Source organism: Micromonospora sp. NPDC005163 (assembly GCF_053599835.1).
Genome location: NZ_JBSFYP010000025.1, coordinates 43,606 through 69,152, shown reverse-complemented (window position 1 = coordinate 69,152; position 25,547 = coordinate 43,606). Strand labels below are relative to the sequence as shown.

The 25,547-nt window shown below is 71.5% G+C and carries 22 protein-coding genes and 1 riboswitch; of the genes, 13 read left to right on the top strand and 9 right to left on the bottom strand.

From position 1 onward, the window contains the following. The first annotated feature begins 5 nt into the window (after positions 1–5). Complete coding sequence (locus ACWD6N_RS18905; RefSeq protein ID WP_354962998.1) at positions 6–2,300, top strand: HelD family protein; 2,295 nt, start codon at positions 6–8, stop codon at positions 2,298–2,300. A 79-nt stretch (positions 2,301–2,379) separates the two neighbouring features. On the opposite strand, the gene ACWD6N_RS18900 is transcribed toward ACWD6N_RS18905, so the two are convergent. Beyond that, the gene (locus ACWD6N_RS18900; RefSeq protein ID WP_354962999.1) at positions 2,380–2,802 is read right to left on the bottom strand and encodes a hypothetical protein; all 423 of its coding nucleotides are present in this window, start codon (positions 2,800–2,802) and stop codon (positions 2,380–2,382) included. Between the two features lie 191 nt (positions 2,803–2,993). Here ACWD6N_RS18900 and ACWD6N_RS18895 point away from each other — a divergent pair, with 191 nt between their 5' ends. After that, positions 2,994–5,036 carry a glycerophosphodiester phosphodiesterase family protein gene (locus ACWD6N_RS18895; RefSeq protein ID WP_354963000.1) on the top strand — a complete coding sequence of 681 codons (2,043 nt, stop codon included), beginning with the start codon at positions 2,994–2,996 and terminating at the stop codon, positions 5,034–5,036. 173 nt (positions 5,037–5,209) lie between these two features. Next, positions 5,210–5,587 carry a hypothetical protein gene (locus ACWD6N_RS18890; protein ID WP_354963001.1) on the top strand — a complete coding sequence of 126 codons (378 nt, stop codon included), beginning with the start codon at positions 5,210–5,212 and terminating at the stop codon, positions 5,585–5,587. Positions 5,588–5,661: 74 nt separating this feature from the next. On the opposite strand, the gene ACWD6N_RS18885 is transcribed toward ACWD6N_RS18890, so the two are convergent. The 3 genes from ACWD6N_RS18885 to ACWD6N_RS18875 form a co-directional block, all read right to left on the bottom strand. Next, positions 5,662–6,621: a sporulation protein gene (locus tag ACWD6N_RS18885; protein ID WP_450004999.1), complete on the bottom strand. Its 960-nt coding sequence runs from the start codon at positions 6,619–6,621 to the stop codon at positions 5,662–5,664. Between the two features lie 142 nt (positions 6,622–6,763). Beyond that, on the bottom strand, positions 6,764–7,546 hold the full coding sequence (locus ACWD6N_RS18880) for an ABC transporter permease (RefSeq protein WP_354963003.1): 783 nt from the start codon (positions 7,544–7,546) through the stop codon (positions 6,764–6,766). Then, on the bottom strand, positions 7,543–8,568 hold the full coding sequence (locus ACWD6N_RS18875; RefSeq protein WP_354963004.1) for an ATP-binding cassette domain-containing protein: 1,026 nt from the start codon (positions 8,566–8,568) through the stop codon (positions 7,543–7,545). The genes ACWD6N_RS18880 and ACWD6N_RS18875 overlap by 4 nt, the downstream gene beginning before the upstream one ends. Positions 8,569–8,611: 43 nt before the next feature. Between ACWD6N_RS18875 and ACWD6N_RS18870 the strand changes: the two genes are divergently transcribed. Both ACWD6N_RS18870 and ACWD6N_RS18865 read left to right on the top strand, forming a co-directional pair. Further along, entirely contained in the window at positions 8,612–9,346 is a 735-nt protein-coding gene (locus ACWD6N_RS18870; protein ID WP_387325215.1) for a TetR/AcrR family transcriptional regulator, read from the top strand. A gap of 367 nt (positions 9,347–9,713) precedes the next feature. Continuing rightward, the gene (locus ACWD6N_RS18865) at positions 9,714–9,950 is read left to right on the top strand and encodes a hypothetical protein (RefSeq protein ID WP_387325513.1); all 237 of its coding nucleotides are present in this window, start codon (positions 9,714–9,716) and stop codon (positions 9,948–9,950) included. Here the strand turns inward: ACWD6N_RS18865 and ACWD6N_RS18860 are convergent. From ACWD6N_RS18860 to ACWD6N_RS18850, 3 genes are all read right to left on the bottom strand, one after another. Next, positions 9,947–10,792, bottom strand: coding sequence for a bifunctional 5,10-methylenetetrahydrofolate dehydrogenase/5,10-methenyltetrahydrofolate cyclohydrolase (locus tag ACWD6N_RS18860; protein WP_354963006.1), 846 nt, complete (start codon positions 10,790–10,792; stop codon positions 9,947–9,949). The genes ACWD6N_RS18865 and ACWD6N_RS18860 overlap by 4 nt on opposite strands. 54 nt (positions 10,793–10,846) lie before the next feature. Further along, a riboswitch (ZMP/ZTP riboswitch) is annotated at positions 10,847–10,929 on the bottom strand. Between the two features lie 52 nt (positions 10,930–10,981). Further along, on the bottom strand, positions 10,982–11,758 hold the full coding sequence (locus tag ACWD6N_RS18855) for a DeoR/GlpR family DNA-binding transcription regulator (RefSeq protein WP_354963007.1): 777 nt from the start codon (positions 11,756–11,758) through the stop codon (positions 10,982–10,984). 36 nt (positions 11,759–11,794) lie between these two features. Next, positions 11,795–13,798, bottom strand: a complete 2,004-nt coding sequence (locus ACWD6N_RS18850) for a beta-galactosidase (RefSeq protein ID WP_354963008.1) — start codon at positions 13,796–13,798, stop codon at positions 11,795–11,797. A gap of 284 nt (positions 13,799–14,082) precedes the next feature. Here ACWD6N_RS18850 and ACWD6N_RS18845 point away from each other — a divergent pair, with 284 nt between their 5' ends. The 7 genes from ACWD6N_RS18845 to ACWD6N_RS18815 all read left to right on the top strand — a co-directional run bounded on the left by ACWD6N_RS18845 (position 14,083) and on the right by ACWD6N_RS18815 (position 21,560). Then, positions 14,083–15,408, top strand: a complete 1,326-nt coding sequence (locus ACWD6N_RS18845) for an ABC transporter substrate-binding protein (protein ID WP_354963009.1) — start codon at positions 14,083–14,085, stop codon at positions 15,406–15,408. 21 nt (positions 15,409–15,429) lie between these two features. Then, on the top strand, positions 15,430–16,386 hold the full coding sequence (locus ACWD6N_RS18840) for a carbohydrate ABC transporter permease (protein WP_354963010.1): 957 nt from the start codon (positions 15,430–15,432) through the stop codon (positions 16,384–16,386). Next, positions 16,383–17,294 carry a carbohydrate ABC transporter permease gene (locus tag ACWD6N_RS18835; RefSeq protein WP_354963011.1) on the top strand — a complete coding sequence of 304 codons (912 nt, stop codon included), beginning with the start codon at positions 16,383–16,385 and terminating at the stop codon, positions 17,292–17,294. Before ACWD6N_RS18840 ends, ACWD6N_RS18835 begins: the two co-directional genes overlap by 4 nt. Continuing rightward, a complete protein-coding gene (locus tag ACWD6N_RS18830) occupies positions 17,291–19,429 on the top strand; it encodes an alpha-galactosidase (RefSeq protein ID WP_354963012.1) in 2,139 nt (712 codons plus the stop codon). Before ACWD6N_RS18835 ends, ACWD6N_RS18830 begins: the two co-directional genes overlap by 4 nt. Before the next feature lie 114 nt (positions 19,430–19,543). Next, positions 19,544–19,936 carry a YciI family protein gene (locus ACWD6N_RS18825; protein ID WP_354963303.1) on the top strand — a complete coding sequence of 131 codons (393 nt, stop codon included), beginning with the start codon at positions 19,544–19,546 and terminating at the stop codon, positions 19,934–19,936. Between the two features lie 3 nt (positions 19,937–19,939). Then, the gene (locus tag ACWD6N_RS18820; RefSeq protein WP_354963304.1) at positions 19,940–21,223 is read left to right on the top strand and encodes an RNA polymerase sigma factor; all 1,284 of its coding nucleotides are present in this window, start codon (positions 19,940–19,942) and stop codon (positions 21,221–21,223) included. 7 nt (positions 21,224–21,230) lie between these two features. Continuing rightward, positions 21,231–21,560 carry a DMT family transporter gene (locus ACWD6N_RS18815; protein WP_354963013.1) on the top strand — a complete coding sequence of 110 codons (330 nt, stop codon included), beginning with the start codon at positions 21,231–21,233 and terminating at the stop codon, positions 21,558–21,560. A 45-nt stretch (positions 21,561–21,605) separates the two neighbouring features. Here ACWD6N_RS18815 and ACWD6N_RS18810 read toward each other — a convergent pair whose 3' ends face one another. Then, on the bottom strand, positions 21,606–22,970 hold the full coding sequence (locus ACWD6N_RS18810; RefSeq protein ID WP_450004998.1) for a cellulase family glycosylhydrolase: 1,365 nt from the start codon (positions 22,968–22,970) through the stop codon (positions 21,606–21,608). A 380-nt stretch (positions 22,971–23,350) separates the two neighbouring features. Here ACWD6N_RS18810 and ACWD6N_RS18805 point away from each other — a divergent pair, with 380 nt between their 5' ends. Continuing rightward, entirely contained in the window at positions 23,351–24,313 is a 963-nt protein-coding gene (locus ACWD6N_RS18805; RefSeq protein ID WP_354963015.1) for a TIGR03557 family F420-dependent LLM class oxidoreductase, read from the top strand. Positions 24,314–24,730: 417 nt separating this feature from the next. Here the strand turns inward: ACWD6N_RS18805 and ACWD6N_RS18800 are convergent, their stop codons facing one another. Continuing rightward, the gene (locus ACWD6N_RS18800; protein ID WP_354963016.1) at positions 24,731–25,540 is read right to left on the bottom strand and encodes an endonuclease/exonuclease/phosphatase family protein; all 810 of its coding nucleotides are present in this window, start codon (positions 25,538–25,540) and stop codon (positions 24,731–24,733) included. Positions 25,541–25,547: the final 7 nt, after the last annotated feature.

The window sequence follows — 25,547 nt, the reverse complement described above, 5'->3', positions numbered from 1 at the left end:
ACGGCTTGTCAAGGCACTCCGGCGGTTCCGGCGAATTGCCGCTTGACGACGAGATCGGTCGCGAGCAGGAGTACGTCTCGATGCTCTACGACCGGCTGGACGGGCTGCGTGATCAGGCCGCCGAGCGGCTCACCGGCGAGCTGCGCAACACCGGCGGCACCCTGCAGGACCGCTCCCAGCGCGACAGCTCGGTACGGATGTACGCCGACCAGGTCGAGCAGTTCTCCGCCGTGGAGAACGGTCTCTGCTTCGGCCGCCTCGACGGCGACGATGGCGCCCGCCACTACATCGGCCGGATCGGCATCTTCGACACCAGCGGCGATTACGACCCGCTGCTGATGGACTGGCGGGCCCCCGCCGCCCGCCCGTTCTACCTCGCCACCGCCGCCAACCCGCAGGGCGTACGCCGTCGGCGGCACCTGCGTACCCGCCAGCGCAAGGTGACCGGGCTCAACGACGAGGTGCTGGACATCTCCACCGCCGCTCCGGGCGCGCACGAGGAGCTGACCGGTGAGGCGTCGCTGCTCGCCGCGCTCAACGCCGGCCGGACCGGCCGGATGCGCGACATCGTGGAGACCATCCAGGCCGAGCAGGACGGGATCATCCGCGCCGACCTGCCCGGGGTGATGGTGGTCCAGGGCGGCCCGGGCACCGGCAAGACCGCGGTCGCGCTGCACCGGGCGGCGTACCTGCTCTACACACACCGGCGGGAGCTGTCCAGCCGGGGCGTGCTGCTGGTCGGCCCGAACGCGACCTTCCTGCGCTACATCTCCCAGGTGCTGCCCACCCTGGCCGAGACCGGCGTGCTGCTGCGTACCCAGGGAGACCTCTTTCCCGGGGTGAGCGCCCAGCGGACCGAGCCCGCCGAGACCGCCGCCCTCAAGGGCCGGGCGGTGCTCGCCGAGGTGCTGGCGCGGGCCGTACGGGACCGGCAGTGGGTGCCGGACGAGCCGCTGGAGATCGAGGTGGAGCGGGAGGCGCTGACCCTCGACCCGGAGACCGTGCGCACCGCCCGGGACCGGGTGCGCCGCGCGGACCGGCCGCACAACCTGGCCCGGGCGCTCTTCGACGTGGAGATCGTGCACGCGCTCGCCGACCAGGTGGCCGAGCGGATCGGCGCCGACCCGCTGGGCGGGGACAACCTGCTCGACGAGGCCGACCGCGCCGAGATCCGCCGGGAGCTGCGCGACGAACCGGAGATCCGGGCCGCCCTCGGCCGGCTCTGGCCGGTGCTGACCCCGCAGCGCCTGCTCGCCGACCTGTACGCCGACCCGGACCGGATCGCCGCCGCCGCGCCGATGCTCACCGACGACGAACGGGCCCTGCTGCACCGCGAGCCGGGTGGCTGGACGCCGGCCGACGTGCCGCTGCTGGACGAGGCCGCCGAGCTGCTCGGCGAGGACGAGCGGGCCGCCGCCGCCCGGCGGGACCGGATCCGCAGGATGGAACGGGAGTACGCCGAGGGCGTGCTGGAGATCGCCCGGGGCTCCCGGTCGATCGACGTCGAGGACGAGGCCGAAGGTGGTGAGATCCTCGGCGTCACCGACCTGATCGACGCGGACCGGCTGCTGGAGCGGCAGGAGGAGGCCGACCGGCTGACCACCGCGCAGCGCGCCGCCGCCGACCGGAAGTGGGCGTTCGGCCACGTCATCGTGGACGAGGCGCAGGAACTGTCACCGATGGCCTGGCGGCTGCTGATGCGCCGCTGCCCGAGCCGGTCGATGACGATCGTCGGGGACGTGGCGCAAACCGGCGCGCTCACCGGCACACCCTCCTGGGCCGATGCTCTCGCGCCGTACGTGGCGCAGCGGTGGCGGTTGACCGAGTTGACGGTCAGCTACCGCACCCCGGCCGAGATCATGGCGGTTGCCGCCGACGTGCTGGCCGAGATCGACCCGGCACTGCGGCCGCCGCGCTCGGTGCGGGAGAGCGGCGTACCGCCGTGGGACCGGACGGTGCCGGACGAGCAGTTGGCCGCGGAGTTGGTGGCGGCGGCCACCCGGGAGGCGGCCCGGCTGGCCGAGGGCCGGCTCGGCGTGATCGTGCCGGCCGGCCGGGTGGACGCGCTGGGCGCGACGGTGACCGCGGCGTTGCCGGAGGCCGCGGTGGGCGAGCATCCGGAGCTGGAGAGCCGGGTGGTGGTGCTGACCGTCGCGCAGGCCAAGGGGTTGGAGTTCGACTCGGTGCTGGTGGTCGATCCGGACCGGATGGTGGCCGAGTCGCCGCGCGGGCGCAGCGACCTGTACGTGGCTCTCACCCGCGCCACCCAACGCCTGGGCATCCTGCGCCCGAGCAGCTGACCGGCGTACCCCGGAAACCGCAACGCCCCCGCCGAGTGGTCGCTCGGCGGGGGCGGCGGTGCGAACTCGCTCGACAGGGTCAGTCGCCGACGGACCTGTCCCTGATGGACTTGCCCGGACCGGTCGCGGACGTGGACTGGTCGCTGGTGCCGCCGCCCATCGGGGTGCTCAGACCGCCGGTGGTGGCGTCGCCGGTCGCCGTCGGGGCCACCTTGCCCCGGTGCCGCTCCGGCTGCCGGGCCACCCGGCGAACGCTCGCCGGACCGGCGGTGCCACCGGTGGTGGTCACCGCGCCCTGCCCCCCGACGGGGCCGCCGTCGCGCAGCACCTGCGGATCGACCCGCACCTTCGCCGGATCGTCCGGGTCGTCCTGCTGAATCATCCGCTCCACATCGGTGCGCGGCACCGTCACCTCGTCGACGGCGCCCTTGCCGTACACGCCACCTGCGATCCGGTCCTCGGCCTGGCGGGCGGCGTCCTGCCGCATGTCGTCCTCACGCACGTCCATCACCTCGCAGAAGCTGTGGAACTGACTGCGTGCCCGACGGCCGGCCGGTCAAACCCGCCGAGGCCCGGAGGTCGTCCACCCCGGTTCACCGTCGCGCCGTCCGCCGGCCGCCTGCCGGCTGTCCACGATGCCCATGCTGTCCGGCGACCGGTGGGAGACGCCCACCGGCGGGAGGGGATGACAGCGTGCGCAGAGTACGCCGTACCGCCGTCGCGGCCCTGGTGGCCGCGACGGTGACGACCGGGCTCGCGGTGCCCGCCCAGGCGAAGCCGCGACCGGACCGGACATTCGACGTGCAGGCCCACCGCGGGGGCCTCGGGCTGCGGGTGGAGAACACCCTCGCCTCCTTCGGCAACGCCCTCCAGCTCGGGGTGAGCACCCTCGAACTGGACGTGCAGATCACCGAGGACGGTCAGGCCGTGGTCACCCACGACCGGAAGGTCACCGGCACCAAGTGCGTCGACACCACCCCGGTGTCGCCCGGTGACCCGGAGTTCCCGTACGTCGGGAAGTACATCAACACGCTCACCCTGGCCCAGGTGCGCACCCTCGACTGCGGTTCGAAGACGCTGGCGGACAAGCCCGGCCAGCTCGCCGTGCCGGGTGCCCGGATGCCGCTACTGCGTGAGGTGTTCGCCCTGGTCAACCGCTATCGGGCGAAGGACGTCAAGCTCAACGTCGAGACCAAGGTGGAGGCCGGCGCGCCGAGCGAGACCGCGCCCCGCGAGCAGTTCGTCCGGGTCACCGCGGCCGAGATCCGCGCCGCCGGGCTGCTCAAGCAGGTCACCATCCAGAGTTTCGACTGGGGCGCGCTGATGCGCATGCGCCAGGTCGAGCCGAAGCTCCCGCTGGTCGCCCTGACCAACTACGACTTCCTGCAGACCGGCCAGCCGGGCGCCTCGCCGTGGCTCGGCGGGCTGGACATCGACGACTTCGGCGGCAACCCGATCAAGGCGATCCGCAGCTTCGGCGCCAGCGCCTTCTCCCCGGTACACGGCTTCCCGCAGAACGGCACGGTCACCGACCCGGGCTACAAGCCGTACGTGACCCGGGAGATGGTCGCCGAGGCGCACCGCTACGGGATCAAGGTGATCCCGTGGACGGTCGACGACCTGCCGACCATGACCAAGCTCATCGACGACGGCGTGGACGGCATCATCACCGACTACCCGGACCGGCTGCGCGCCCTGCTGGCGCAGCGCGGCTACCGGCTGCCGAAGGCGTACGCGGCGCCGTTCGACATCCAGGCGCACCGGGGCGGTCGGGCCACCCGGCCGGAGAACACCCTGCCGGCCTTCGCGAACGCGCTGGCCAACCGGGCCATCTCCACGCTGGAGCTGGACACCGGGGTGACCGCCGACGGCAAGCTCGTGGTGCTGCACGACCGCACGGTCAACGGCTCGCACTGCGTCGACACCGCCCCGGTGCGCCCCGGTGACCCTTCGTTCCCGTACGTCGGCAAGCCGGTGCACGAGCTGACCCTGGCGCAGCTCAAGACCGTCGACTGCGGCACGAAGACACTGCCCGAACTGCCCGCTCAGGTGCCCGCGCCGGGTGCCCGGATTCCCACGCTGGACGAGGTCTTCGCCCTGGTGAAGGCGAGTGGCCGCAGTGACATCGGGATGAACATCGAGACGAAGATCAGCCCGGTGGTGAACGACACCGAGCCGTACCGCAGCTTCACCCGCAAGCTGGTCGGCGCGATCCAGCGGGCCGGCTTCACCGACCGGGCCACCATCCAGTCGTTCGACTGGCGCACCATCACCTACGCCCGGCAGCTCGACCGCCGGATCGGCACGGTCGGCCTGGTCTGGCAGTACGGCCCGGCCGAGTGCACCACCCTCGCGGACGAGTGCTCGCTCGAGGCGGTGTACGGCGACCCGTCGGTGAAGAGCCCGTGGACCGATGGGCTGGACTGGTGGAAGTCCCAGGACCTCGGCAAGCTGACCCGGGCCGCGGGCGCCGGCACGGTGTCGGCGAACTGGCAGGTGCACGACCCGCACCAGGGCACGGTCGCCTCGCCCGACTGGTACCTGCGGGAGAACCCGGCATACTTCCACGGACCGGACGTACGGACGCTTCAGACGCGGTACGACCTGAAGGTGATCCCGTACACCGTCGACGACGCGCGGGTGATGCAGCGGGTCATCGACCTCGGTGTCGACGGCATCATCACCGACGACCCGGATCTGCTGGTGAGCGTCGCGGTCCGCAACGGCCTGCGCTGACCGCACCCGACCGCCGGCCGGGATCTTTTTGGCCGGCGGTCGGGTGTTACCTGCTCAGGGGGCTCGGGTAGTCGGGGGATGTCCCCGCCTGAACACGAACCGTGCCGTGGCCGAAACGCGGTAGCGGGGCGAGGGAATGCAGGTACGACTCATCGCATCCTGAGGAGGACCAGATGAGCACGCAGGCTGCTTCCACCCGGCCGATGAACCGGCCGACGTCGGACGTCCAGAACCCGGCGTCGATGCAGAACACGCAGACCAGGCAGATGCCGGTCATGCAGGACGGGCGCCGGAACGACATGCAGGCACCCGGTACGGAGACCAAGCAGGCGTTCAAGACCACCGAGTTCTGGATCTACCTGATCGCGGTGGCCGGCGTACTGGTCGCCTCGCAGGTAGTCGGGAAGAACTCCGCCGGGGTGGACATCTTCCGCGCCAACAACGCCTGGTTCCTGATCACCCTGCTGACGCTGGGCTACCTCGGTAGCCGTGGACTGGCCAAGGCCGGCAGCAACCACCGCAGCAGCGAGGAGCGCAAGGCCCGGCACTGACCGGGTACGCGGTAGCACTACGCGCAGTGGCCTCCGGGAGGAATCTCCCGGAGGCCACTGTCGCGTCTGGACGACTACTCGCCGAAGTCGCCACCGAAGTCACCCTCGAAGGCGTCCTCGATCATCTCGCCGGCGATCATGCCGCCGGCCACGCCGAGCGCCGCGCCGGCCACCATTCCGCCCATCCCGTGCCCCCGGCCGTGCCCGTGCCCGTGCCCGTGCCCGTGACCCGGCCCGAAGCCCTGGGAGCGCAGACTGCCGTAGCGGGAGGTGGTCTCGCGCAGCCAGCCGTCGACCACCTGCGCCCAGTCGACCCGGTCGACGTCGGCGTGCGACACCTGGTACCGGCCGAACGCGTCGTGCCCGGCGCTGAGGAAGCCGCCACGCTTGTCGCACTCCAGGATCACGTCCACCCCGCGCTGGCTGGTCACGAAGGTCAGCTCGACCTCCCGGATCGTGCTGGCGTACTGCGGCGACGCGAAGAACTCGATCTCCTGGTAGAACGGCAGCGTCTGCTGGACGCCCCGGATGTGACCGCGCTCCAGGTCGGCGTGCTTGAACTGGAAGCCGAGCCGCTGGAACGCCTCCAGGATCCGCTCGTGCACCGGCAGCGGGTGCACCGCCACCTGGTCCAGGTCGCTCTTGTCCACGGCGCGGGCCACGGCCAGCTCGGTGCGCAGGCCCATGGTCATGCCGTGCAGGCGCTGGCCGTACACGTCGGTGATCGGGGTTTCCCACGGCACCGGCAGCTGGAACGGCAGCGAGAGCTGCTGCTTCGGCGCGAGCTGGAGTGGGCCGCTGACGGCCATGCGGTGAAACTCCATGGTGCCCGCGTACTCGGTGTCGTGTCCCTCGACCTCGACCCGGGTGACCAGGCCGATCACCACCTGCTCGATGGCCGCCGGGCTGTCACCGCCGACGAGGTTGACCTGCCCGTCGAGGGTCAGGCCAGGCCGGGTGTTGGGGTTGGTCAGCACGGTGTCCACGCTGGGACCGCCGACACCGAACGCGCTCAACATCTTCTTGAAGACCATCGGAACTCCTGTGCGACAGCCGACCGCTCCACCATGGAGTCGGACGTTGACTCGTGGGCACCCTATCGGGAGGCCCTGTGAGATGGCTGTGAAGTGCTGGCGGTGGGCACTCCGTGTCGCCATGTCGGCGTGTTGTGTCGTGTCAGCGGCTCGCTCGGCGCCGGAACAGCACGCCGGACGCGGCCACGCCCACCACCAGGAACCCGATGGCCCAGGCGAGCGCGGCCGGGGCCGACTCGGCGACGGGGCCGCCCACCAGCAGCCCACGGACCGTCTCGACCAGTGGCGTCATCGGCTGGTTGCGGGCGAATCCCTGGAGGAAGTCCGGCATCGTCTCCGGCGGCACGAACGCGCTGCTCACGTACGGCAGGAACAGCACCACGAAGGAGAACGCTCCCGCCGCCTCCGCGTTCGTCACCAGCAGGCCGAACGCGGCCGACAGCGCCGATATCCCGCACATGAACAGAGCCAGCAGCCCGAGCAGGGCCACCCAGTCGAGCACCGAGGCCGTCGGCCGGAAGCCGAGGAGGAGCGACACCGCGACCACGACGGCGGTCGAGACCAGGTTGCGCGCCACGCTGGCCACGATGTGCCCGATCAGCACCGCCGAGCCGAGGACCGGCAACGAACGGAGGCGGGCGATCATCCCGGTGGTCATGTCCTGGTTCACCCCCACGCCCGTGGAGGCCGAGCCGAAGGCCGCGCAGATCAGCACGATCCCCGGCACGACATAGGTCAGGTACCGGGTGCCCGTCTCGATCGCGCCACCGAAGACGTAGACGAACGCCAGCAGGATCAGCACCGGCAGCAGGATCGCGGTGATCAACGCGTCGACGCTGCGTACCGATCGTCGCAGACCGCGACCGACCAGCGCGCTCACGTCCACGAGCACGCCGGGCATCCGGGTCAGCTGAGGCGTGGTCATCGGGTCACCGCCACGGCCGACGCCCGCTCGGTCGGCGACTGCCCGGCCGCCTGCTGGGTCAGCGGCTGCTCGGTCAGCGGCTGCTCGGTCAGCGGCTGCTCGGTCAGCGCGAGGAACACCTCGTCGAGGCTGGGGCGGTGCAGTGCGAGCCGGTCCACCTCGATGCCCTGGGCGTGGAGCAGACCGAGCAGGTCTCGTATCGCGGCCGCGCTGCCGTCGGTGGGCACGTGCAGGGATAGCGTCTCGGCGTCCTCCCGGGCGGGTACCGCGTTCGCGGCGAGCACCGCCACGGCGCGGGCGAGCGCGTAGGCGTCGGGCAGGACAAGTTGCGCGGTTTCGCCGCCGACCCGGGCCTTGAGCTGCTCGGCGGTCCCCTCGGCGGCGACCCGGCCGCCGTGCAGCACGGTGATCCGGTCCGCCAGCCGGTCCGCCTCCTCCAGGTACTGGGTGGTGAGCAGGACGGTGACTCCGGCGGCTGCCAGTTCCGCGATCGAGCCCCAGACGTCGCGGCGGCTGCGCGGGTCCAGCCCGGTGGTCGGCTCGTCGAGGAACAGGACCCGGGGCTCGACCACGAGACTCAGCGCGATGTCCAGCCGGCGGGCCATTCCGCCGGAGTAGGTCGACACCCGCCGCCCGCCGGCCGAGGTCAACTCGAAGCGGTCAAGCAGCTCGTCGGCTCGGGCCCGCGCCGCTGCCCTGGTCAGGTGACGCAGCCGGCCCATGAGGACCAGGTTCTCCCGGCCGGTCAGCATCTCGTCGACCGCCGCGTACTGGCCGGTGAGGCTGATCGATCGGCGTACCGCCGCCGGCGCGGACACGACGTCGTGCCCGGCCACCACCGCCCGGCCGCCGTCCGGACGCAGCAGCGTGGAGAGCACCTTCACCGCCGTCGTCTTGCCGGCCCCGTTCGGCCCCAGCAGTGCCGCGACGTTGCCGCGTTCGACCCGCAGGTCGACCCCATCGAGTACGGCGACACCGCCGAACCGTTTCGTGACTGATTCAAGTTCAACTGTGTATGCCATAAACTCAGTGTATGCCATACACCGGGTATAGGATCAACCCCTCATGGAACGCGCGATGTCACCGCTCGAGGCGGTCTGGACGGCCAAGCCCGCCCCCGAGGCACGGGAGGGGCTGTCGCTGGCGCGCATCGTCGGCGCCGCGATCGAGGTCGCCGACACCGACGGCCTCGGCGCCGTGTCGATGAGCCGGGTCGCCAAGAGCCTCGGGTTCACCACGATGTCGCTCTACCGGCACGTCGCGAAGAAGGAAGAGCTGATCCTGCACATGCAGGACGCCGCCGTCGGCCCCCCACCCGCGGACCTGGTGACCGGCCAGGGCTGGCGGTCGGACCTGGACCGCTGGTCGTGGGCCGCGGTCCGCAAGCTCCGCCGCCACCCGTGGATCCTGCAGACGCTGTCGATGTTCGGCCCGCCCGCCACCCCGCACCAGCTCAGCTGGTTCGAGTACGGCCTGCGCGCCCTGGGCCCGACTCCGCTCGACGAGAACGAGAAGGTGTCGGCCATCCTGCTCATCCAGGCGCACAGCTTCGCCGACCTGACGTTCCACGCGGCCGGTGCGCCCACCGCGATCGCCGACGCCGACCCTTACGAGACGCTCTTCACCCGGATCATCGATCCGGCCCGGTTCCCCGCGCTGATGGCCGCGTTCAGCGGCGGTGGCTTCGCGTCGACCGACGACCCCGAGGCCGACCGGGACTGGCTGTACCAGTTCGGCCTGCAACGGATCCTCGACGGTGTCCAGGTCCTCATCGAGCACCGTCTCGCCCGGAAAACCTGAAACCTCCGCCCCTTCCCCCTTGCTGATCAACTCGACATCAGCGAAATCGGGGTATCCCGGTCGCGGGACACCCCGACATCCGCGATACCGAGTCGATCAACTGACGCCACCGCCTGGAAGGGTGCAACCGGAATCAGTGGGTTGCGCGCCCGAACGTGCCGCTCTTGACGCCGCCGACGAGGCTGGCTCGGCTCAGCGGGGAGAACGCCCGCGTGAAGCGGGCGCTGTGCGACTGGCAGGGCGCCTGGTCCGAGCGGCGTCAGCGGTGAGCCCGGGATGGGAACACCAGTACAGCGGGCTCTTCACGCCGCTGCCGCGATTCGCCGTGGAGGCGTACACCGAACCGGCGGAGCCGCCGCCCCGGCACGTGATCCACCTGCCGGTGACGGTCGCCGACCTGGCCGGGGCGCTGGACCTGGCCCGTACGATCGCCCGGTCGTTGGCCTCGACGCCGCAGGTCGACGTCACCGGCGCCACCGTCTCGGCCGAGGACGCGCAGCACGTACGACATTGGGTGTTCTGCGACCGGATCATGCCCGGTCGCCGGCGGTGCGCGCGCCCGGCCGACCACCGCGGGCCCTGCCTGCCCGCCGATGCTCCCTAGCCGACCTGACGCTCGGCGGCGGCCACGGCGTTGCGGAAGAGCATGGCCACCGTGGTGGGGCCCACCCCGCCCACTCGGGGGGTGATCGCCCCGGCGACCTCGGCGCACGCCTCGTCGACGTCCGGCAGCAGCCGCCGACCCGCGTACCGCACGCCGCCGCCGATGACGACGGCCCCCGTTTTGACGTGCTCGGGCTGGATGATGCCGGGTACGCCAGCGGCGGCGATCAGGATGTCGGCCCGGCGGGTGTATCGGGGCCAGTCCGCGACGCCGGTGTGCACGACGGTGACGGCCGCGTTGGCGGTGGGGCGCTTCTGGGCGAGGAGGGTGGCGAGTGGCCGCCCGAGCGTGGCACCGCGACCGAGGATGACCACCTCGCGCCCGGAGACCGGAATGCCATGGTGGGCCAGCAACGCCTCGATGCCGGCTGGCGTGCAGGGCACCGGCCCCGGCAGCCCGAGCGCGAGCCGACCGAGGTTCAGCGGATGCATGCCGTCGACGTCCTTGTCCGGGTCGATCCTCTGCAACGCCGCGTCGTAGTCCAGGTGGTCGGGGACCGGGTACTGGACGAGGATCCCGTGCACGGCGGGATCGGCGTTGAAGGCGGCGATCACCTCGTGGAGTTGTTCCTGCGTGGCGTCGGCGGGCAGGTGGCGGTGCGGCGAGGCGAAGCCCAACTGGGCGGCCTGGCGCTGCTTGATGCCGATGTAGCCGGCACTGGCATCGTCGTCGCCGACCAGAACGGTGGCCAGGGCCGGGACGACGCCAGCGGCGCGGAGCACGGCCACCCGCTCGGCAACATCGGCGAGGACCGCGTCGGCCACCGGCTGACCCGGCAGCATAGTGGCAGTGTGCGGGGTGGTCTGCTCATCGGTTGACGGCATGGCTCTCCTCGGCGCGGAAGCCCAGGCGGTCGACCCCCGCGATGAGCTCCCCGATGGTTCTGCCATCCCAGGTGCCGCCAGTCGCGTCGCCACCCATTTTGCCCGACGACCCGGGCAGCGGACCAACCGGCTGGGAGCTGCGGGCCGTCAGCTGGCCTGGACGACGACCAGCTCGCCGACCTGCTCGCCGATCGCGGTACGCGCCTCCGCCGGCAGCCCGACGTCGGTGATCAACACGTCGGCCGCTTCCAAGGGGGCGATGGTGGCGATGCCGATGGTCTCCCACTTGGTGTGGTCGGCGAGCACCACCAGCCGTCGGGCCGCGCCGATCAGACACCGGTTGACCCCGGCCTCCAGCAGGTTGGGCGTGGTGAAGCCGGTCCGCGGGCTGAGCCCGTGCACGCCGAGGAAGAGCAGGTCGACGTTGAGCGCGCTGATCGCCGCCTCGGCCACCGGCCCGGTCAGCGCGTCCGACGGGGTACGGATGCCGCCGGTGAGCACCACCGTCTGATCCGCGCGCGGATTCTGGTAGAGCGCGTCGGCCACCGGGATCGAGTTGGTCACCACGGTCAGCCCCCGCACGTCGGAGAGCAGCGTGGCCAGCGCGGCGGTGGTGGTGCCGGCGGAGAGCGCGATGGCCATCCCCGGCTCCACCATGGTCGCCGCCCGCTCGGCGATGGCCCGCTTCTCCGCCTGCTGGCGGATCGACTTCGCGGCGAAGCCGGGCTCCTCGGCGGAGCCCGGCCCGGCCAGCGTCGCGCCGCCGTGCACCTTGTCCACCAGCCCGCGTTCGGCCAGCACCTCCAGGTCGCGACGGATCGTCATGTCGGACACGCCGAACCGGCTGACGAGCTGACTCACCCGTACGCCGCCACGCTGGCGGATCAGATCGAGGATGGCGGTCTGCCGCTGCTGGGCGAGCACCTGGGGAACCTCCTTCGCGCCGTGACTGTCACCGGGTCAGGCCGGTCCGTCAGCCCGATCCTCCCGGACCACGGCCACCTCGCCGGCCGGCACTGTCAGCTCACCGGCGCACCGTGCTCCGGTCAACAACTCGGTGCCGGTCACCGCGAGCCGTACCTCGCTCCCGGTGTGGTTGATCGCGAACAGCCAGCTTCGCTCACCGTCGCGGCGCCGGACCACCTCCACCCCGGTCGGCGCCGGCGCCGCCGGGCGGACGCCGGCCTCGTCGAGCAGCCGGGCGACCAGCCGATCGGTGGCCGGCTCGTCCAGCCGGGTGCCGACGTACCAGGCGGCGCCCGCGCCGACCGGGCGCCGGGTCAGCGCCGGCACGCCCGGCAACGGCCCATCGGTGTACGAGGCGAGCACCTCGGCGCCCTCCGGGTGCAGCCACTCGGTCCACACGTCGGCCGTGCTGCCGTCGTCCAGCCGCACCTGCTCGCCCTCGCGCAACGGGAAGAACTCCTCGGTCCGTACGCCGAGCAGCTCCCGGAACGCGCCCGGGTAGCCGCCCAGCCGGATGTGGTCATTCTCGTCCACGATGCCGCTGAAGTAGGTGATCGCCACGGTGCCGCCGGCCTCGACGAACCGGCTCAGCGCGTCGGCGTCGGCATCGCGGACCAGGTAGAGGGTGGGTGCCAGGACCAGCCGGTAGCCGCTGAGGCCGGCGGACGGGTGGACGATGTCGGCGGTCACGCCGGCCCGCCACAGCGCGCCGTACAGGGCGGTCAACCGGTCGGCGTAGCGGACGTCCACGCTGGGGTGCGAGTCCAGCTCGACGCCCCAGCACGCCTCCCAGTCGAACAGGATCGCCACCTCGGCGTCCACCCGGCTGCCGCGTACCTCGGCCAGCGCCCTGAGGTCCGCGCCCAGCTGGCAGACCTCGCGGAACACCTTGGTGTCCGGCCCGGCGTGCGGCACCAGCGCGGAGTGGAACTTCTCGGCGCCGGCCCGGGCGGCCCGCCACTGGAAGAACAGCACCCCGTCGGCGCCCCGGGCGACGTGCGCCAGGCTGTTGCGGCGCATCTCCCCCGGCAGCTTCGCCACGTTGCGCGGCTGCCAGTTCACCGCGCTGGTGGAGTGCTCCATCAGCAGCCACGGATCACCGCCCGCGACGCCGCGGGTGTGGTCGGCGGAGAGGGCCAGCCCGAGGTGCGCCTGCGGGTCGGCGGCGGTCAGGTAGTGGTCGTTGGAGACCAGGTCCACGTCGTCGGCCCAGGAGTGGTAGTCCATGTGCTTGATGCCGGTGCCGATCATGAAGTTGGTGGTCACCGGCTGGCGGACCAGCGTCTTCAACAGCTCGCGTTCGGCGCGCAGCTGGGCCCGCTGCTCGTCGGAGGAGAAGCGCAGGAAATCCAGCTGCTGCGTGGGGTTGGCGAAGGTCGGCGCGGTGCGCGGCGGGTTGATCTCGGCCCAGTCGCCGTAGCGCTGGCTCCAGAACGCGGTGCCCCAGGCGTCGTTGAGCCGGTCCAGGTCGCCGTACCGCTCGCGCAGCCAGTCGCGGAACGCCTCGGCGCTGACGTCGCAGTAGCAGTGCACGTTGTGGCAGCCCAGCTCGTTGGAGACGTGCCACATCACCACCGCCGGGTGCTCGGCGTACCGACCGGCGACCGCGCGTACCAGCTCCAGCGACCGCTCCCGGAACACCGGGGAGCTGGGGCAGTACGCCTGCCGCCCGCCCGGCCAGAGGATCGCGCCGTCGGCCCGGCGGGGCAGCGTCTCCGGGTGTGCGCGGGCCAGCCACGGAGGCGGGCTGGCGGTGGCGGTGGCCAGGTCGACCTGGATGCCGCCGTCGTGCAGCAGGGTCAGCACCCGATCCAGCCAGCCGAACTCGAACCGGCCCGGGGTGGGCTCCAGCAGGGCCCAGGAGAAGATGCCGACGGAGACCAGGTTGACCCCGGCCCGACGCATCAGCTCGACGTCCTCCGACCAGGTCTGCTCAGGCCACTGCTCGGGGTTGTAGTCGCCGCCGAAATAGATGCCGTTGCCCTGCCATCGCCGCATGAAAGCTGAGGTTGCACCCGGCAGCCCACGAAAGTCAACAGGTTCCAACATCGACTTCTTTTCCAACGTTTACCACGTAACGGCCGTGTCACGACTGGGTTCCGGGAGGCGAATTGCCCTCTTGACAGCGCCCGGCGGACGGGTAGCTTGAGGCCCCAATGGCCGTTCGTGTTCGCCATTGTGGATTCTCGTGGGATCCGAATGTGCATTCACGGCGCTGAACCTGCCTTCACCACCCCCGACGGCCCTTGGGCGTAGCACCTCTTCATCCGCAGGAGGCACAGATGTCCCGTCCCCGATCCCAAGCCGAGTACCTGGCTCGGCTCGTACCGCCCTCCGTAGCCGGCATCAACCGACGCTCGCTGCTGGCCGGCGCGGCCGGCACGGGCGCGCTGCTCGGCACCGGCCTGCTCGCCGGCTGCGGCGACGACTCCGGCGGGTCCGAGTCGAAGGAGGTGTCCCTCGGCTCGAACCAGTCCGACCCGAAGCCGAAGGACGTCCTCGCCAAGGTCACGGACGGTTTCAAGACCTCGTCCGGCGTCCAGGTCGCGGTGAACACGGTCGACCACAACACGTTCCAGGAGAACATCAACAACTACCTGCAGGGCAAGCCGGACGACGTGTTCACCTGGTTCGCCGGCTACCGGATGCGCTTCTTCGCCCAGAAGGGCCTGGCCAGCGACATCAGCGACGTGTGGGGCAAGCTCTCCGGCTATTCCGACGCCTTCAAGAAGGCGTCCACCGGGGACGATGGCAAGCAGTACTTCGTTCCGGCGTCGTACTACCCGTGGGCGGTCTTCTACCGCAAGTCGGTCTGGCAGCAGCACGGCTACCAGACGCCGAAGACCCTCGACGACCTGACCACCCTCGCCGCTCAGATGAAGAAGGACGGCTTGACCCCGATCGCCTTCGCCGACAAGGACGGCTGGCCGGCGATGGGCACCTTCGACATCCTCAACCTGCGGATCAACGGCTACCAGTTCCACGTCGACCTGATGGCCGGCAAGGAGGCCTGGACCTCCGACAAGGTCAAGAAGGTCTTCGACACCTGGGCCGGCCTGCTCCCCCTGCACCAGCCGGACAGCCTCGGCCGCACCTGGCAGGAGGCGGCGCAGTCGTTGCAGCAGAAGAAGAGCGGCATGTACCTGCTCGGTCTCTTCGTCGGCCAGCAGTTCAGCAACGAGGAGCAGAACGACCTCGACTTCTTCACGTTCCCGGAGATCGACCCGGCGATCGGCGCCAAGGCCCTGGACGCCCCGATCGACGGTTACATGATGGCCCGCAAGCCCAAGAACGAGGACAACGCCCGGAAGCTGCTGGAGTACTTCGGCGGCAAGGCGGCCGCGGACATCACGGTCAAGAACGACCCGGCCACCCTGGTCGCCAACTCCGGCGCGGACGTCAGCGGCTACACCGCCCTGCAGAAGAAAGCGGCCGAGCTGGTCGGGTCGGCCACCGAGATCGCCCAGTTCCTCGACCGGGACACCCGGCCGGACTTCGCCTCCACGGTGATCATCCCGGCGCTCCAGCAGTTCATCAAGGACCCCAAGGACATCGGCGGGCTCACCTCGAGCATCGAGAACCAGAAGAAGTCGATCTTCACCGACTGACGGCGGAAGGGGGAGGACATCGTGTCCGACCTGCCCCTGATCCAAGCGGATCGCGCCGTGCCTTCGCCGGCCGCGACCACCCCCACGGGTGGTCGTCGCCGGCGGCTACGGCTCCTGTCCCGCACCGACCGCGTGGTCATCACGCTGATGGTGCTCGTCCCGCTGCTGCTCGTCACCGGGTTCGTCTGGCTGCCGGCAGCGGCCACCGTGCTGCTCTCCGGCACCAACTGGGACGGCATCGGCCCACTCAACGAGATCGAATTCGTCGGCGCCCGCAACTACAGCGACGTGGTGAACATCTACCCGCCGTTCGTGCCGGCGATCCAGCACAACCTGCTCTGGCTGGCGGCGCTGTTCCTGGTGGCCAGCCCGTTCGGCATGTTCCTGGCCGTCCTGCTCGACAAGGAGCTGCGCGGCAGCCGCTTCTACCAGACCGCGCTCTACCTGCCAGTGGTGCTCTCGCTGGCGCTGATCGGCTTCGTCTGGCAGCTGCTCTACTCCCGCGACCAGGGTCTGATCAACGCCGTGTTCGGCAGCAACGTCGACTGGTACGGCGACTCGAACGTCAACATCTGGGCGGTGATGGTCGCCTCCGGCTGGCGGCACGTCGGCTACATCATGCTGCTCTACCTGGCCGGGTTGAAGGGCGTCGACCCGTCGCTGCGGGAAGCCGCGGCGGTCGACGGCGCCTCGGAGAGCAGGACGTTCTTCCGGGTGGTGTTCCCGGTGATGCGGCCGATCAACATCATCGTGCTGGTGGTGACGGTGATCGAGTCACTGCGCGCGTTCGACCTGGTCTGGGTGGTCAACAAGGGCCGCAACGGATTGGAGCTGATCTCCGCCCTGGTCACCCAGAACGTGGTGGGTGAGGCGAGCCGGATCGGATTCGGCTCGGCGCTGGCCACCATCATGCTGGTCGTCTCGCTGGTCTTCATCACCATCTACCTGGCGACCGTGATGAGGGAGAACCGGCAATGAGCACGGCGACCGTGACCCGGCGTACCGAGGGTGGGGTCGAGGCCCCGGCCCGCCGCAAGCTGACCCCGCTCCGGCTGCTGCTGCACGGCTTCCTCATCACCGTCGCACTGACCTGGCTCTTCCCGATCGCCTGGGCGGTGCTCACGTCGCTGCGCTCCTACGAGTACACCGCCGCCAACGGCTACGTCTCGTTCGGCGGCTGGACCCTCGACAACTACGTCACCGCCTGGCGGACCGCGGAGTTCGGCAAGCACTTCCTCAACTCGGTGTACATCACCGTGCCGGCGGTGCTGCTGACGCTCTTCCTCGCCTCCTGCGTGGCGTTCGTCATCGCCCGGTTCAGCTGGAAACTCAACCTCGTGCTGCTCGGGGTGTTCACCGCGGCCAACCTGCTGCCCCAGCAGGCGCTGCTCATCCCACTGTTCCGGCTGTTCACCGAGGTGCCACTGCCGGAGTTCATGAGCGACTCCGAGCTGCTCTACGACAGCTACTGGGGTCTGATCCTGATCAACGTGGCCTTCCAGTGCGGGTTCTGCGTCTTCGTGCTCAGCAACTACATGAAGGCGCTGCCCCGCGACCTGTACGAGGCGGCGATGGTCGACGGGGCGAGCATCTGGCGGCAGTACTGGCAGGTCACCATGCCGCTGTGCCGGCCGGCCCTGGCCGCGCTGGCGACCCTGGAGGTGACCTGGATCTACAACGAGTTCTTCTGGGCCACCGTCCTCATGCGCACCGGCGACAAGTTCCCGGTGACCAGCTCGCTGAACAACCTGCGCGGCGAGTTCTTCACCGACAACAACCTGGTCTCGGCGGGCAGCGTGCTCGTCGCGATCCCCACTCTGGTGATCTTCTTTATGCTCCAGCGGCACTTCGTCCGGGGCCTGACCTTGGGAGCCTCAAAGGGATGACAATCCTGCACCTGCGCCGCGCGCGGACCAGCCTGGTGCTCGACGCGCGCGGCCCGGGGCTGCCCCGGATCGCGCACTGGGGCGGCGACATCGGCGACCTCGACGACGACGACCTGCGCCAGCTCGTCGACGCGACCGTACCGCCGGTGGTGCCGAGCAGCTTCGACGAGCCGACCGTGCTCTCCCTGCTGCCTGAGCCGAGCGCCGGCTGGAGCGGCCGGCCGGGTCTGGCCGGGCACCGCGGCGGCACCGGCTGGTCCACCGCCTTCCGCCTGGACGGCCTCGACGTCGAACCACCCGCCGACGAGGGCTCGGCACGGGTGACCGTACGGGCCAGCGACCCGGACGCACAGCTGTCCCTGACCATCGAGATCGAGGTGGACCCGACCGGGTTGCTGCTGCTGCGCCACCGGCTGCGCAACGACGGCGACGACGCGTACGAGCTGCGCGAACTGACCCCGGTGCTGCCGGTGCCGGCGGTCGCCACCGAACTGCTCGACCTGACCGGCCGGTGGTGCCGGGAGCGGTCCCCGCAGCGGCACTCGTGGCAGTTGGGCAGCTGGGTCCGGGAAGGCCGGCACGGGCGCACCGGGCACGACGCCACCCTGCTGCTGGTGGCCGGCACCGCCGGGTTCGGCTTCGGCCACGGCGAGGTCTGGGCGGTGCACACCGCGTGGAGCGGCGACCACGTCACCTTCGCCGAGCGCCGGCCCACCGGCGAGTCCACTCTCGGCGGCGGTGAGCTGCTGGCCCCCGGCGAGGTCCGGCTCGGCCCCGGCGAGTCGTACGCCACTCCCCTGCTCTACGCGGTCTGGTCCGACGCCGGGCTGGACGGGCTCAGCGACGTGCTGCACACCCACCTGCGGGCCCGGCCCCGGCACCCACGCTCCCCCCGCCCGGTCACCCTGAACGTCTGGGAAGCCGTCTACTTCGACCACGACCTGGACCGGCTGCGGGCGCTCGCCGACCGGGCCGCGCAGATCGGCGTCGAACGGTTCGTGCTCGACGACGGCTGGTTCCGCGGCCGGCGCGACGACACCGCCGGGCTCGGCGACTGGTTCGTCGACGAGGGCGTCTGGCCGGACGGCCTGCAACCGTTGATCGACCACGTGACCGGTCGGGGTCTGGAGTTCGGCCTCTGGGTGGAGCCGGAGATGGTCAACCCCGACTCCGACCTGTTCCGCGCGCACGCCGACTGGTTGCTGGCCGTGCCGGGGCGGCTGCCGCCGCTCTGGCGCAACCAGCAGGTGCTCGACCTGGGTCGCCCGGAGGCGTACGACCACCTGCTGGAACGGCTCGACAAACTGCTCACCGAGCACCCCGGCATCAGCTACCTCAAGTGGGACCACAACCGGGACCTCACCGAGGCCGGGCACCACGGCCACCCCGGGGTGCACGGGCAGACCCTGGCGGTCTACCGGCTCCTCGACGAGCTGCGCCGCCGCCACCCCGGCGTGGAGATCGAGAGCTGCGCATCCGGCGGCGCCCGGGTGGACCTGGGCATCCTGGCGCGCACCGACCGGGTCTGGGCCAGCGACTGCAACGACGCCCTGGAACGGCTCAGCATCCAGCGCTGGACGGGGCTGCTGCTGCCACCGGAGCTGATCGGCACGCACGTCGGGCCGGAACGCTCGCACACCACCCACCGGGTGCACGACCTCGGCTTCCGGGCAGCCACCGCGCTCTTCGGCCACCACGGCATCGAGTGGGACATCGCGTCGATTAGCGCCGTCGAGCAGACCGAGCTGGCCGCCTGGGTCGCGCTGCACAAGCGGCTGCGTCCGCTGCTGCACGCCGGCCGGGTGGTCCGGGTCGACCATCCGGACCCGGCCGTCTGGGCGCACGGCGTGGTCGACCACGACGGCACCAGAGCGGTGTACGCGGTGGCCCGGCTGGCCACCTCGGTGGCGCAGACCCCGGGCGCGGTCCGGCTGCCCGGTCTGGACCCGGGCCGGCGGTACCGGGTGCGACCGGTGTCGGACGTGCCGGCCCCGGCGACCATCGACCGGTCCGCGCCGGCCTGGCTGGCCGGCGGCGTCACCCTCAGCGGGGCGGCACTGGCCCGGGTGGGGGTGCAGGTGCCCGCGTTGCATCCGGAGCAGAGCCTGGTGCTGGAGGTCGACGCCATCGACTGAGAAAATTCCCGGAACATCTCTGGCCGGGGTGTCGAGAACGGTGCCGGCTGCTTCTACCTCAGGGTGAGAGCACCGAAGATGGTGCGCAGGCGTGAGGAGCGAATCGTGAAGTACATGCTGCTGATGCAGTTCAGCGCCGCCGGGACCGACTTCCCGGGCATCGACACCTGGACTCCGGAGGAGATCCAGGCGCACATCGGGTTCATGGGTGAGGTCAACGGCAAGCTCACCGCGGCCGGGGAGTGGGTCGACGGGCAGGGCCTCGGCGGCCCGCAGCAGGCGCGGATCGTCCGCGCCGGTGAGGGCGGGGCGCCGGTGGTCACCGAGGGACCGTTCGCCGAGACGAAGGAGTTCCTCGCCGGGTTCTGGATCGTCGACTGCGACAGCCCGCAGCGGGCGGTGGAGCTGGCCGCGTACATCTCCACCGCACCCGGCCCCGGCGGCCGGCCGCTGAACATGCCGATCGAGGTGCACCCGATCATGTCCGCCCCAGCCCAGGAGCTGTGAGGGCTGGCCACCACCGATCCCCGCGTCGAGGACCTGCTGCGCGAGCTGGCGCCGCAGGTCCTCGGTGTGCTCGCCCGCCGGTTCGGTGACTTCGCCACCGCCGAGGACGCGGTGCAGGAGGCGCTGCTGGCCGCCGCCACCCAGTGGTCGGCGGACGGGCTGCCGGCGAACCCGCGCGGCTGGCTGATCCAGGTCGGCTACCGCCGGATGATCGAGCTGGTCCGCGGCGAGCAGGCGCGGCGCCGCCGCGAGGACCTGGTCGCCCGCCGGGACCCGGACGACCGCCAGCACGCGCCCGCGGCGGACGAGGAGTTGACCGCCGAACGGGACGACACCCTGGTCCTGCTCTTCCTCTGCTGCCACCCGGCGCTCATGCCCGCGTCGGCCGTCGCGCTGACCCTGCGGGCGGTCGGTGGGCTGAGCACCGCCGAGATCGCCCGCGCGTTCCTGGTGCCCGAGGCGACCATGGCGCAACGGATCAGCCGGGCCAAGCAGCGCATCCGCTCCTCCGGGCTGCCGTTCCGGATGCCGGAGCCGGCGGAGCGGGCCGACCGGCTGGCCGCCGTACGGCAGGTGCTCTATCTGATCTTCACGGAGGGGCACACCAGCACCACCGGCCCGGACCTGCGCCGGGTCGACCTGGCGGCGGAGGCGATCCGGCTGACCCGCGCGCTGCACACGCTGCTGCCCGACGACAGCGAGTCGACCGGCCTGCTGGCGTTGATGCTGCTCACCGAGGCGCGCAGCCCGGCGCGGACCGGGCCGTCCGGTGAGCTGATCTCGCTGGCCGACCAGGACCGCGCCCGCTGGGACGCCTCGGCCATCGCCGAGGGCGTCGCGCTGGTCACCCGTGCGCTGCCGCGCGGGCCGGTCGGCCCGTACCAGGTTCAGGCCGCCATCGCCGCGCTGCACGACGAGGCGTCGAGCACCGAGGCGACCGACTGGCCGCAGATCCTGGCGCTCTACGGGGTGCTGGAACAGCTCTCCGGCAGCCCGGTGGTGGCGCTCAACCGGGCCGTGGCGGCCGCCATGGTGCACGGGCCGGCAGCCGGCCTGGCCGCTCTCGACGCGCTGGCCGACGACCCACGGTTGGCCGGGCACCACCGGCTCTCCGCCGCCCGCGCGCACCTGCACGAGATGGCCGGCGACCGAGCCCGGGCGATCGCCGACTACCGGGCCGCCGCCGGGCGGACGAGCAGCCTGCCCGAGCATCGCTACCTCATGGTGCGGGCGGCCCGGCTCGCCGCCGAACCCGGACCGACCGACCCACCGAACACTCAGGACTGAGGACCGCATGGCGTACGTGCTGCTGGGGATCGCCATCGCCGCCGAGGTGCTGGCGACCAGCCTGCTCAAGACCACCGCCGGGTTCACCCGGATCGGGCCGACGGTGGCCTGCCTCGGCGGCTATCTGCTGGCGTTCATTCTGCTGGCCCAGGCCGTCAAGGAGATACCGGTGGGCGTCGCGTACGCCCTCTGGTCCGGCCTGGGCACCGCCACCATCGTGGCGATCGGCGCGGTCTTCCTGGATGAGCCGGTCGGGCTGGCCAAACTCGCCGGCATCGCACTGATCATCGCCGGGGTCGTCATCGTTAACCTGGCCGGGAGCACCGACCACGGCTGAGCACGGTGGCCGGGCCCGGTGCGGGCCCGGCCACCTGCGCGTCGATCAGCTCGCGGTGCAGCTCACCTCCGGCCTGGCGTTGCTGCCGGTCCAGCTGGCGAGGAAGCCGAAACTGGTGCTGGCGCCGGCGGCCAGCCGGCCGTTGTAGGCCACGTTGCGCGCGGTCACCGCGGCTCCGCTGCTGGTCAGCGTCGTGTTCCAGGACTGGCTGACGCTCTGGCCGTTGGCGAAGGTCCACCGGGCGCTCCAGCCGGTGATCGCGGTCGCGCCGGCGGTCACCCGCACCTCACCCTGGAAGCCGCCCCGCCACTGGCCGATGACCGTGTACGTCGCCGTGCACCCACCGGCCGGCGGGGGCGTGGTCGGCGGCGGGGTCGTCGGCGGCGGAGTGGTGGGCGGTGGAGTGGTGGGTGGCGGAGTGGTGCCGCCGAAGACGCTGGCCTCCCGGGCGGTCTGCCGGATGCCGTTGGCGCCGTTGAAGATCCGCTGGCCCCAACTGGTCAGGCCGGCCGGGTTGCAGGCGGTGGCCATGTCGAGATACTCCACGCCGCCGCCGTTGCCGCTCCACGACCAGCCCAGCCAGCCGATCCCGTTGGCCTGGCTGTAGGCGAGGATGGTGTCCTCGTCGGGGTCGCCGTCGGAGTGGTTGAAGGCGAACTCGCCGACCACGATGGGCAGGCCGGCCGCCCGGAAGCGACCCAGGTAGTCGCTGATCTCCGCGGCGGTGTCGAAGACGCCGTACATGTGGATGGAGAAGACGGTGTTGCGGGCCGGGTCGGCGGCGAAGACCGAGGCGGCGTTGTCGCGCATCGTGAACGACCAGGCCTGCCCCCAGTTCGGCGCGTCCACCATGATCGTGTGGGTCAGACCGCCGGCGCGTAGCCGGGTGATCGCGTTGGCGTTGTCGGTGGCCCAGGAGGCGTAGTTCTGGTTGCCGTAGGGCTCGTTGCCGATGTTGACGATGACGTACTTCTCCTGGCCGGCCAGGACGTCGGCGAGACTGAGCCAGTAGTCGACGGCCCGGGCGAGGGTGATCGCGCCGCTCTGCTCGCCGTAGCCGGTGGTGTCGTGCACCTCCAGCACACAGATCAGCCGGTTGGCCTTGCACAGCGAGATGACGTTGGCGACGTCGGCGTTGGTGTTGCGGGTCCACCGGTCGCCGCTGGAGAGCACCACCCGGACGGTGTTCGCGCCGAGCGCCTTCACGTCGGCGAACGAGCTGGTCTGCTGTGGGTACCAGGTGTGCGCGTGGTTGACCCCGCGCATGATGAATTCGGTGCCGTTGGCGTCGTACAGCTTGCCGCCCGCGACGGTGAAACCGGCCGCGGCGTGCGCCGGCTGGCCGAACGCCAGCACGGCGACGAGCAGCGCGAGCAGGGCCGCGCCGGCGGCGGAGAGTCGAGTCTTCATGGCCTTCCTCAGGGAGGACCCCCGGTGCCCGACAGGGGTGGGACGTGACAGGGGAAGGCGGCTGCAGCCCGACAGCCGCCGCCCGGATCCCGGCGGCGCACGCATCAGCGTAGGGCGATGGATTGGTCGGCGCAACCGGTTCAGTGGCCGAGCCGCAGCCGGCGGACGGCCGTGACGGCCCACGCGAACGCGGGCCGTCACGGGGCGGTCATCCCCACCACAGGGTGTGCGCCACACCCGGCACTCTTAACCGGTTAAGACCGACCGTAGGCAGGTCACGGTCATCCGTCAAGCGCCTCCCGTCCGAACCGGACGGGAGGGTTGACCGCTGCCGAGCTGGGTATCCCGGGACGATCCGTCGGCGGGAAGGAGAAACCAGAATGGTCAGCGTCGGCTACACCCTGATGTGCGAGCAGGCCGGTCCGAAGCAACTGGTCGACCACGCGGTACGGGCCGAGGCGGCCGGCTTCGACCAGCTGGTGATCTCCGATCACTACTATCCCTGGCTGGATGCCCAGGGCCACTCCCCGTACGCCTGGTCGGTGCTGGGCGCGGTCGCCCACGCCACCTCCCGGGCGGAGCTGATGTCCTTCGTGACCTGCCCGATCCGCCGCTACCACCCGGCCGTGGTCGCGCAGAAGGCCAGCACCATCGGAGCGCTCTCGGACGGCCGGTTCACCCTCGGCCTCGGCGCCGGGGAGAACCTCAACGAGCACGTGGTCGGTGGCTGGCCGCACGTGCAGCAGCGGCACGAGATGTTCGAGGAGGCCCTGCAGATCATCCGACCGCTGCTCAACGGCGAGTCGCTGACCTTCTCCGGCAACCACTTCGACGTGCCCGACGCCTACGTCTGGGACCGCCCGGAGCAGCCGGTCCCGATGGCCATCGCCGCCTCGGGCCGACAGTCCGCCACCCTGGCCGCCGAGTACGGCAACGGCATCGTCGCCACCGAGCCCGACCGGCACATCATCGAGATGTACGACGACGCGGGCGGCGCCGGCCAGCCGCGCTACGGGCAGGTGGCCATCTGCTACGGCCCGGACGAGGCCGAGTGCCGCAAGATCGCGCACGACCAGTTCCGCTGGTTCGGGATGGGCTGGAAGGTCAACGCCGAACTGCCGGGCCCGGACTCCTTCGCCGCCGCCACCCAGTTCGTCCGCGAGGAGGACGTCGCCGACGGCATCGCCTGCGGCCCGGACGTGGACGCGCACGTCGAGGCGTTCCGGAAGTTCGTCGACGCCGGCTACACCCACGTGGCGATCGTCCAGATCGGCGGGGAGACCCAGCCGATGTTCCTCGACTGGGCGCAGGAGCAGCTGCTGCCCCGGCTGCGCGAGCTGTGAGGCTAACCCGGCCGGGCGGTTCGGTCGGGCCGAACTGCGGCTGGCGCTGGCCGCGCCCCGGCCGGCCGCCGGGCTGACCAGCGAGTGGCGGCAGGTCGGCGGACTGCGGACACACACCCGGCGCAGCACGGATCCCGGGACCGGGGCGCCGCCGATCGTGCTGGTGCACGGCCTGGCGGTCTCGCACCGCTACCTCACCCCGCTGGCCGTCGCGCTCGCCCCCACCCCCGCTTTCACGGACAGGTGAACCCCATGCGCTTCGGCAACACGGAGATCCGCCCGCTCGGCGGTGGCCTCGGCTGCCTCCTGATGATCCTCTTCTCGATCGTGGCCTCGGTCGTGCTGACCGTCCTGCTCAACCTGGTCCTCTGACCCGCCCGGCGCCGTGCGTCCCGGGCCGGGGCGCACGGGCCCGGCTCAGGCCGGGTCGAGGTCCAGCTCGGCGACGACGGGGTAGTGGTCGGAGGCGGTCTCGGCGTCCCCCTCGCGGACCACCCGGACGCACCGGCTCCGCTCGGCCACCGCCGCAGTGCCGAACAGGTAGTCCAGCCGCATCCCCGCGAACTCCTCCCCGCCGAACCGGGTGGGCACGGTGAGGCCGTCGGCCTCCGGTGCTCCGGCGGCGTACGAGAGCCAGAGGTCGACCAGGCCGGCGGCCCGCAGCCGGGCGACAGCGCGGGTGTCCACGGCGCCTCCGGTCCGCTGCAGGTGGCGCCGACGGTAGAGATCGGGCATCCCGGCCAGGCGCGCGGTGTGGTCGACGGTCGGGTCGAGCGAGTTGAGGTCACCGGTGACCAGCGTCAGCGGCCCCTGGGCGCGTCGCACCGCGGCCACCAGCCAGTCGACCTCCATCCGACGCCGTCCCCCGGAGTACGGGTGGAGGTGGGTGCTGAGCACGGTCAGCGGGCCGGCCGAGGTGGCCACCACGACGCGGGCGGCCGCGTGGTGGAACGGCCGACGCAGCGCCCCCGCGGCGACGACCCGAAGCGGCGGCCGGGCCAGCACCGCCACCGGCTGCCCGAAACACGACCGGGCCAGGTGCTGTGTCATCCCCACCCGACCCGCGATCTCGGCCATCAGTCCGCCCCGGTCGAAGCCGCGCAGCTCCTGCAGGGCCAGCACGTCCGGCGCCTGCGCCGTGACGACCCGGACCACCGCGTCCAGCCGGTCGGGGCCGCCCCGGTCCCGACCGCCGGTACGGATGTTCCAGGTCATCACGCGCAGCACGGCGCGG

What these genes read in the sequence shown, in the direction of transcription:
- ACWD6N_RS18890 (WP_354963001.1), top strand. Translation starts at nt 5,210, where the DNA reads ATGAGCACGCAGGCTGCTTCCACCCGGCCGATGAACCGGCCGACGTCG.
- ACWD6N_RS18885 (WP_450004999.1), bottom strand. Translation starts at nt 6,621, where the DNA reads ATGGTCTTCAAGAAGATGTTGAGCGCGTTCGGTGTCGGCGGTCCCAGC.
- ACWD6N_RS18880 (WP_354963003.1), bottom strand. Translation starts at nt 7,546, where the DNA reads ATGACCACGCCTCAGCTGACCCGGATGCCCGGCGTGCTCGTGGACGTG.
- ACWD6N_RS18875 (WP_354963004.1), bottom strand. Translation starts at nt 8,568, where the DNA reads ATGGCATACACAGTTGAACTTGAATCAGTCACGAAACGGTTCGGCGGT.
- ACWD6N_RS18870 (WP_387325215.1), top strand. Translation starts at nt 8,612, where the DNA reads ATGGAACGCGCGATGTCACCGCTCGAGGCGGTCTGGACGGCCAAGCCC.
- ACWD6N_RS18860 (WP_354963006.1), bottom strand. Translation starts at nt 10,792, where the DNA reads ATGCTGCCGGGTCAGCCGGTGGCCGACGCGGTCCTCGCCGATGTTGCC.
- ACWD6N_RS18850 (WP_354963008.1), bottom strand. Translation starts at nt 13,798, where the DNA reads ATGCGGCGATGGCAGGGCAACGGCATCTATTTCGGCGGCGACTACAAC.
- ACWD6N_RS18845 (WP_354963009.1), top strand. Translation starts at nt 14,083, where the DNA reads ATGTCCCGTCCCCGATCCCAAGCCGAGTACCTGGCTCGGCTCGTACCG.
- ACWD6N_RS18835 (WP_354963011.1), top strand. Translation starts at nt 16,383, where the DNA reads ATGAGCACGGCGACCGTGACCCGGCGTACCGAGGGTGGGGTCGAGGCC.
- ACWD6N_RS18830 (WP_354963012.1), top strand. Translation starts at nt 17,291, where the DNA reads ATGACAATCCTGCACCTGCGCCGCGCGCGGACCAGCCTGGTGCTCGAC.
- ACWD6N_RS18825 (WP_354963303.1), top strand. Translation starts at nt 19,544, where the DNA reads ATGCTGCTGATGCAGTTCAGCGCCGCCGGGACCGACTTCCCGGGCATC.
- ACWD6N_RS18815 (WP_354963013.1), top strand. Translation starts at nt 21,231, where the DNA reads ATGGCGTACGTGCTGCTGGGGATCGCCATCGCCGCCGAGGTGCTGGCG.
- ACWD6N_RS18810 (WP_450004998.1), bottom strand. Translation starts at nt 22,970, where the DNA reads ATGAAGACTCGACTCTCCGCCGCCGGCGCGGCCCTGCTCGCGCTGCTC.
- ACWD6N_RS18805 (WP_354963015.1), top strand. Translation starts at nt 23,351, where the DNA reads ATGGTCAGCGTCGGCTACACCCTGATGTGCGAGCAGGCCGGTCCGAAG.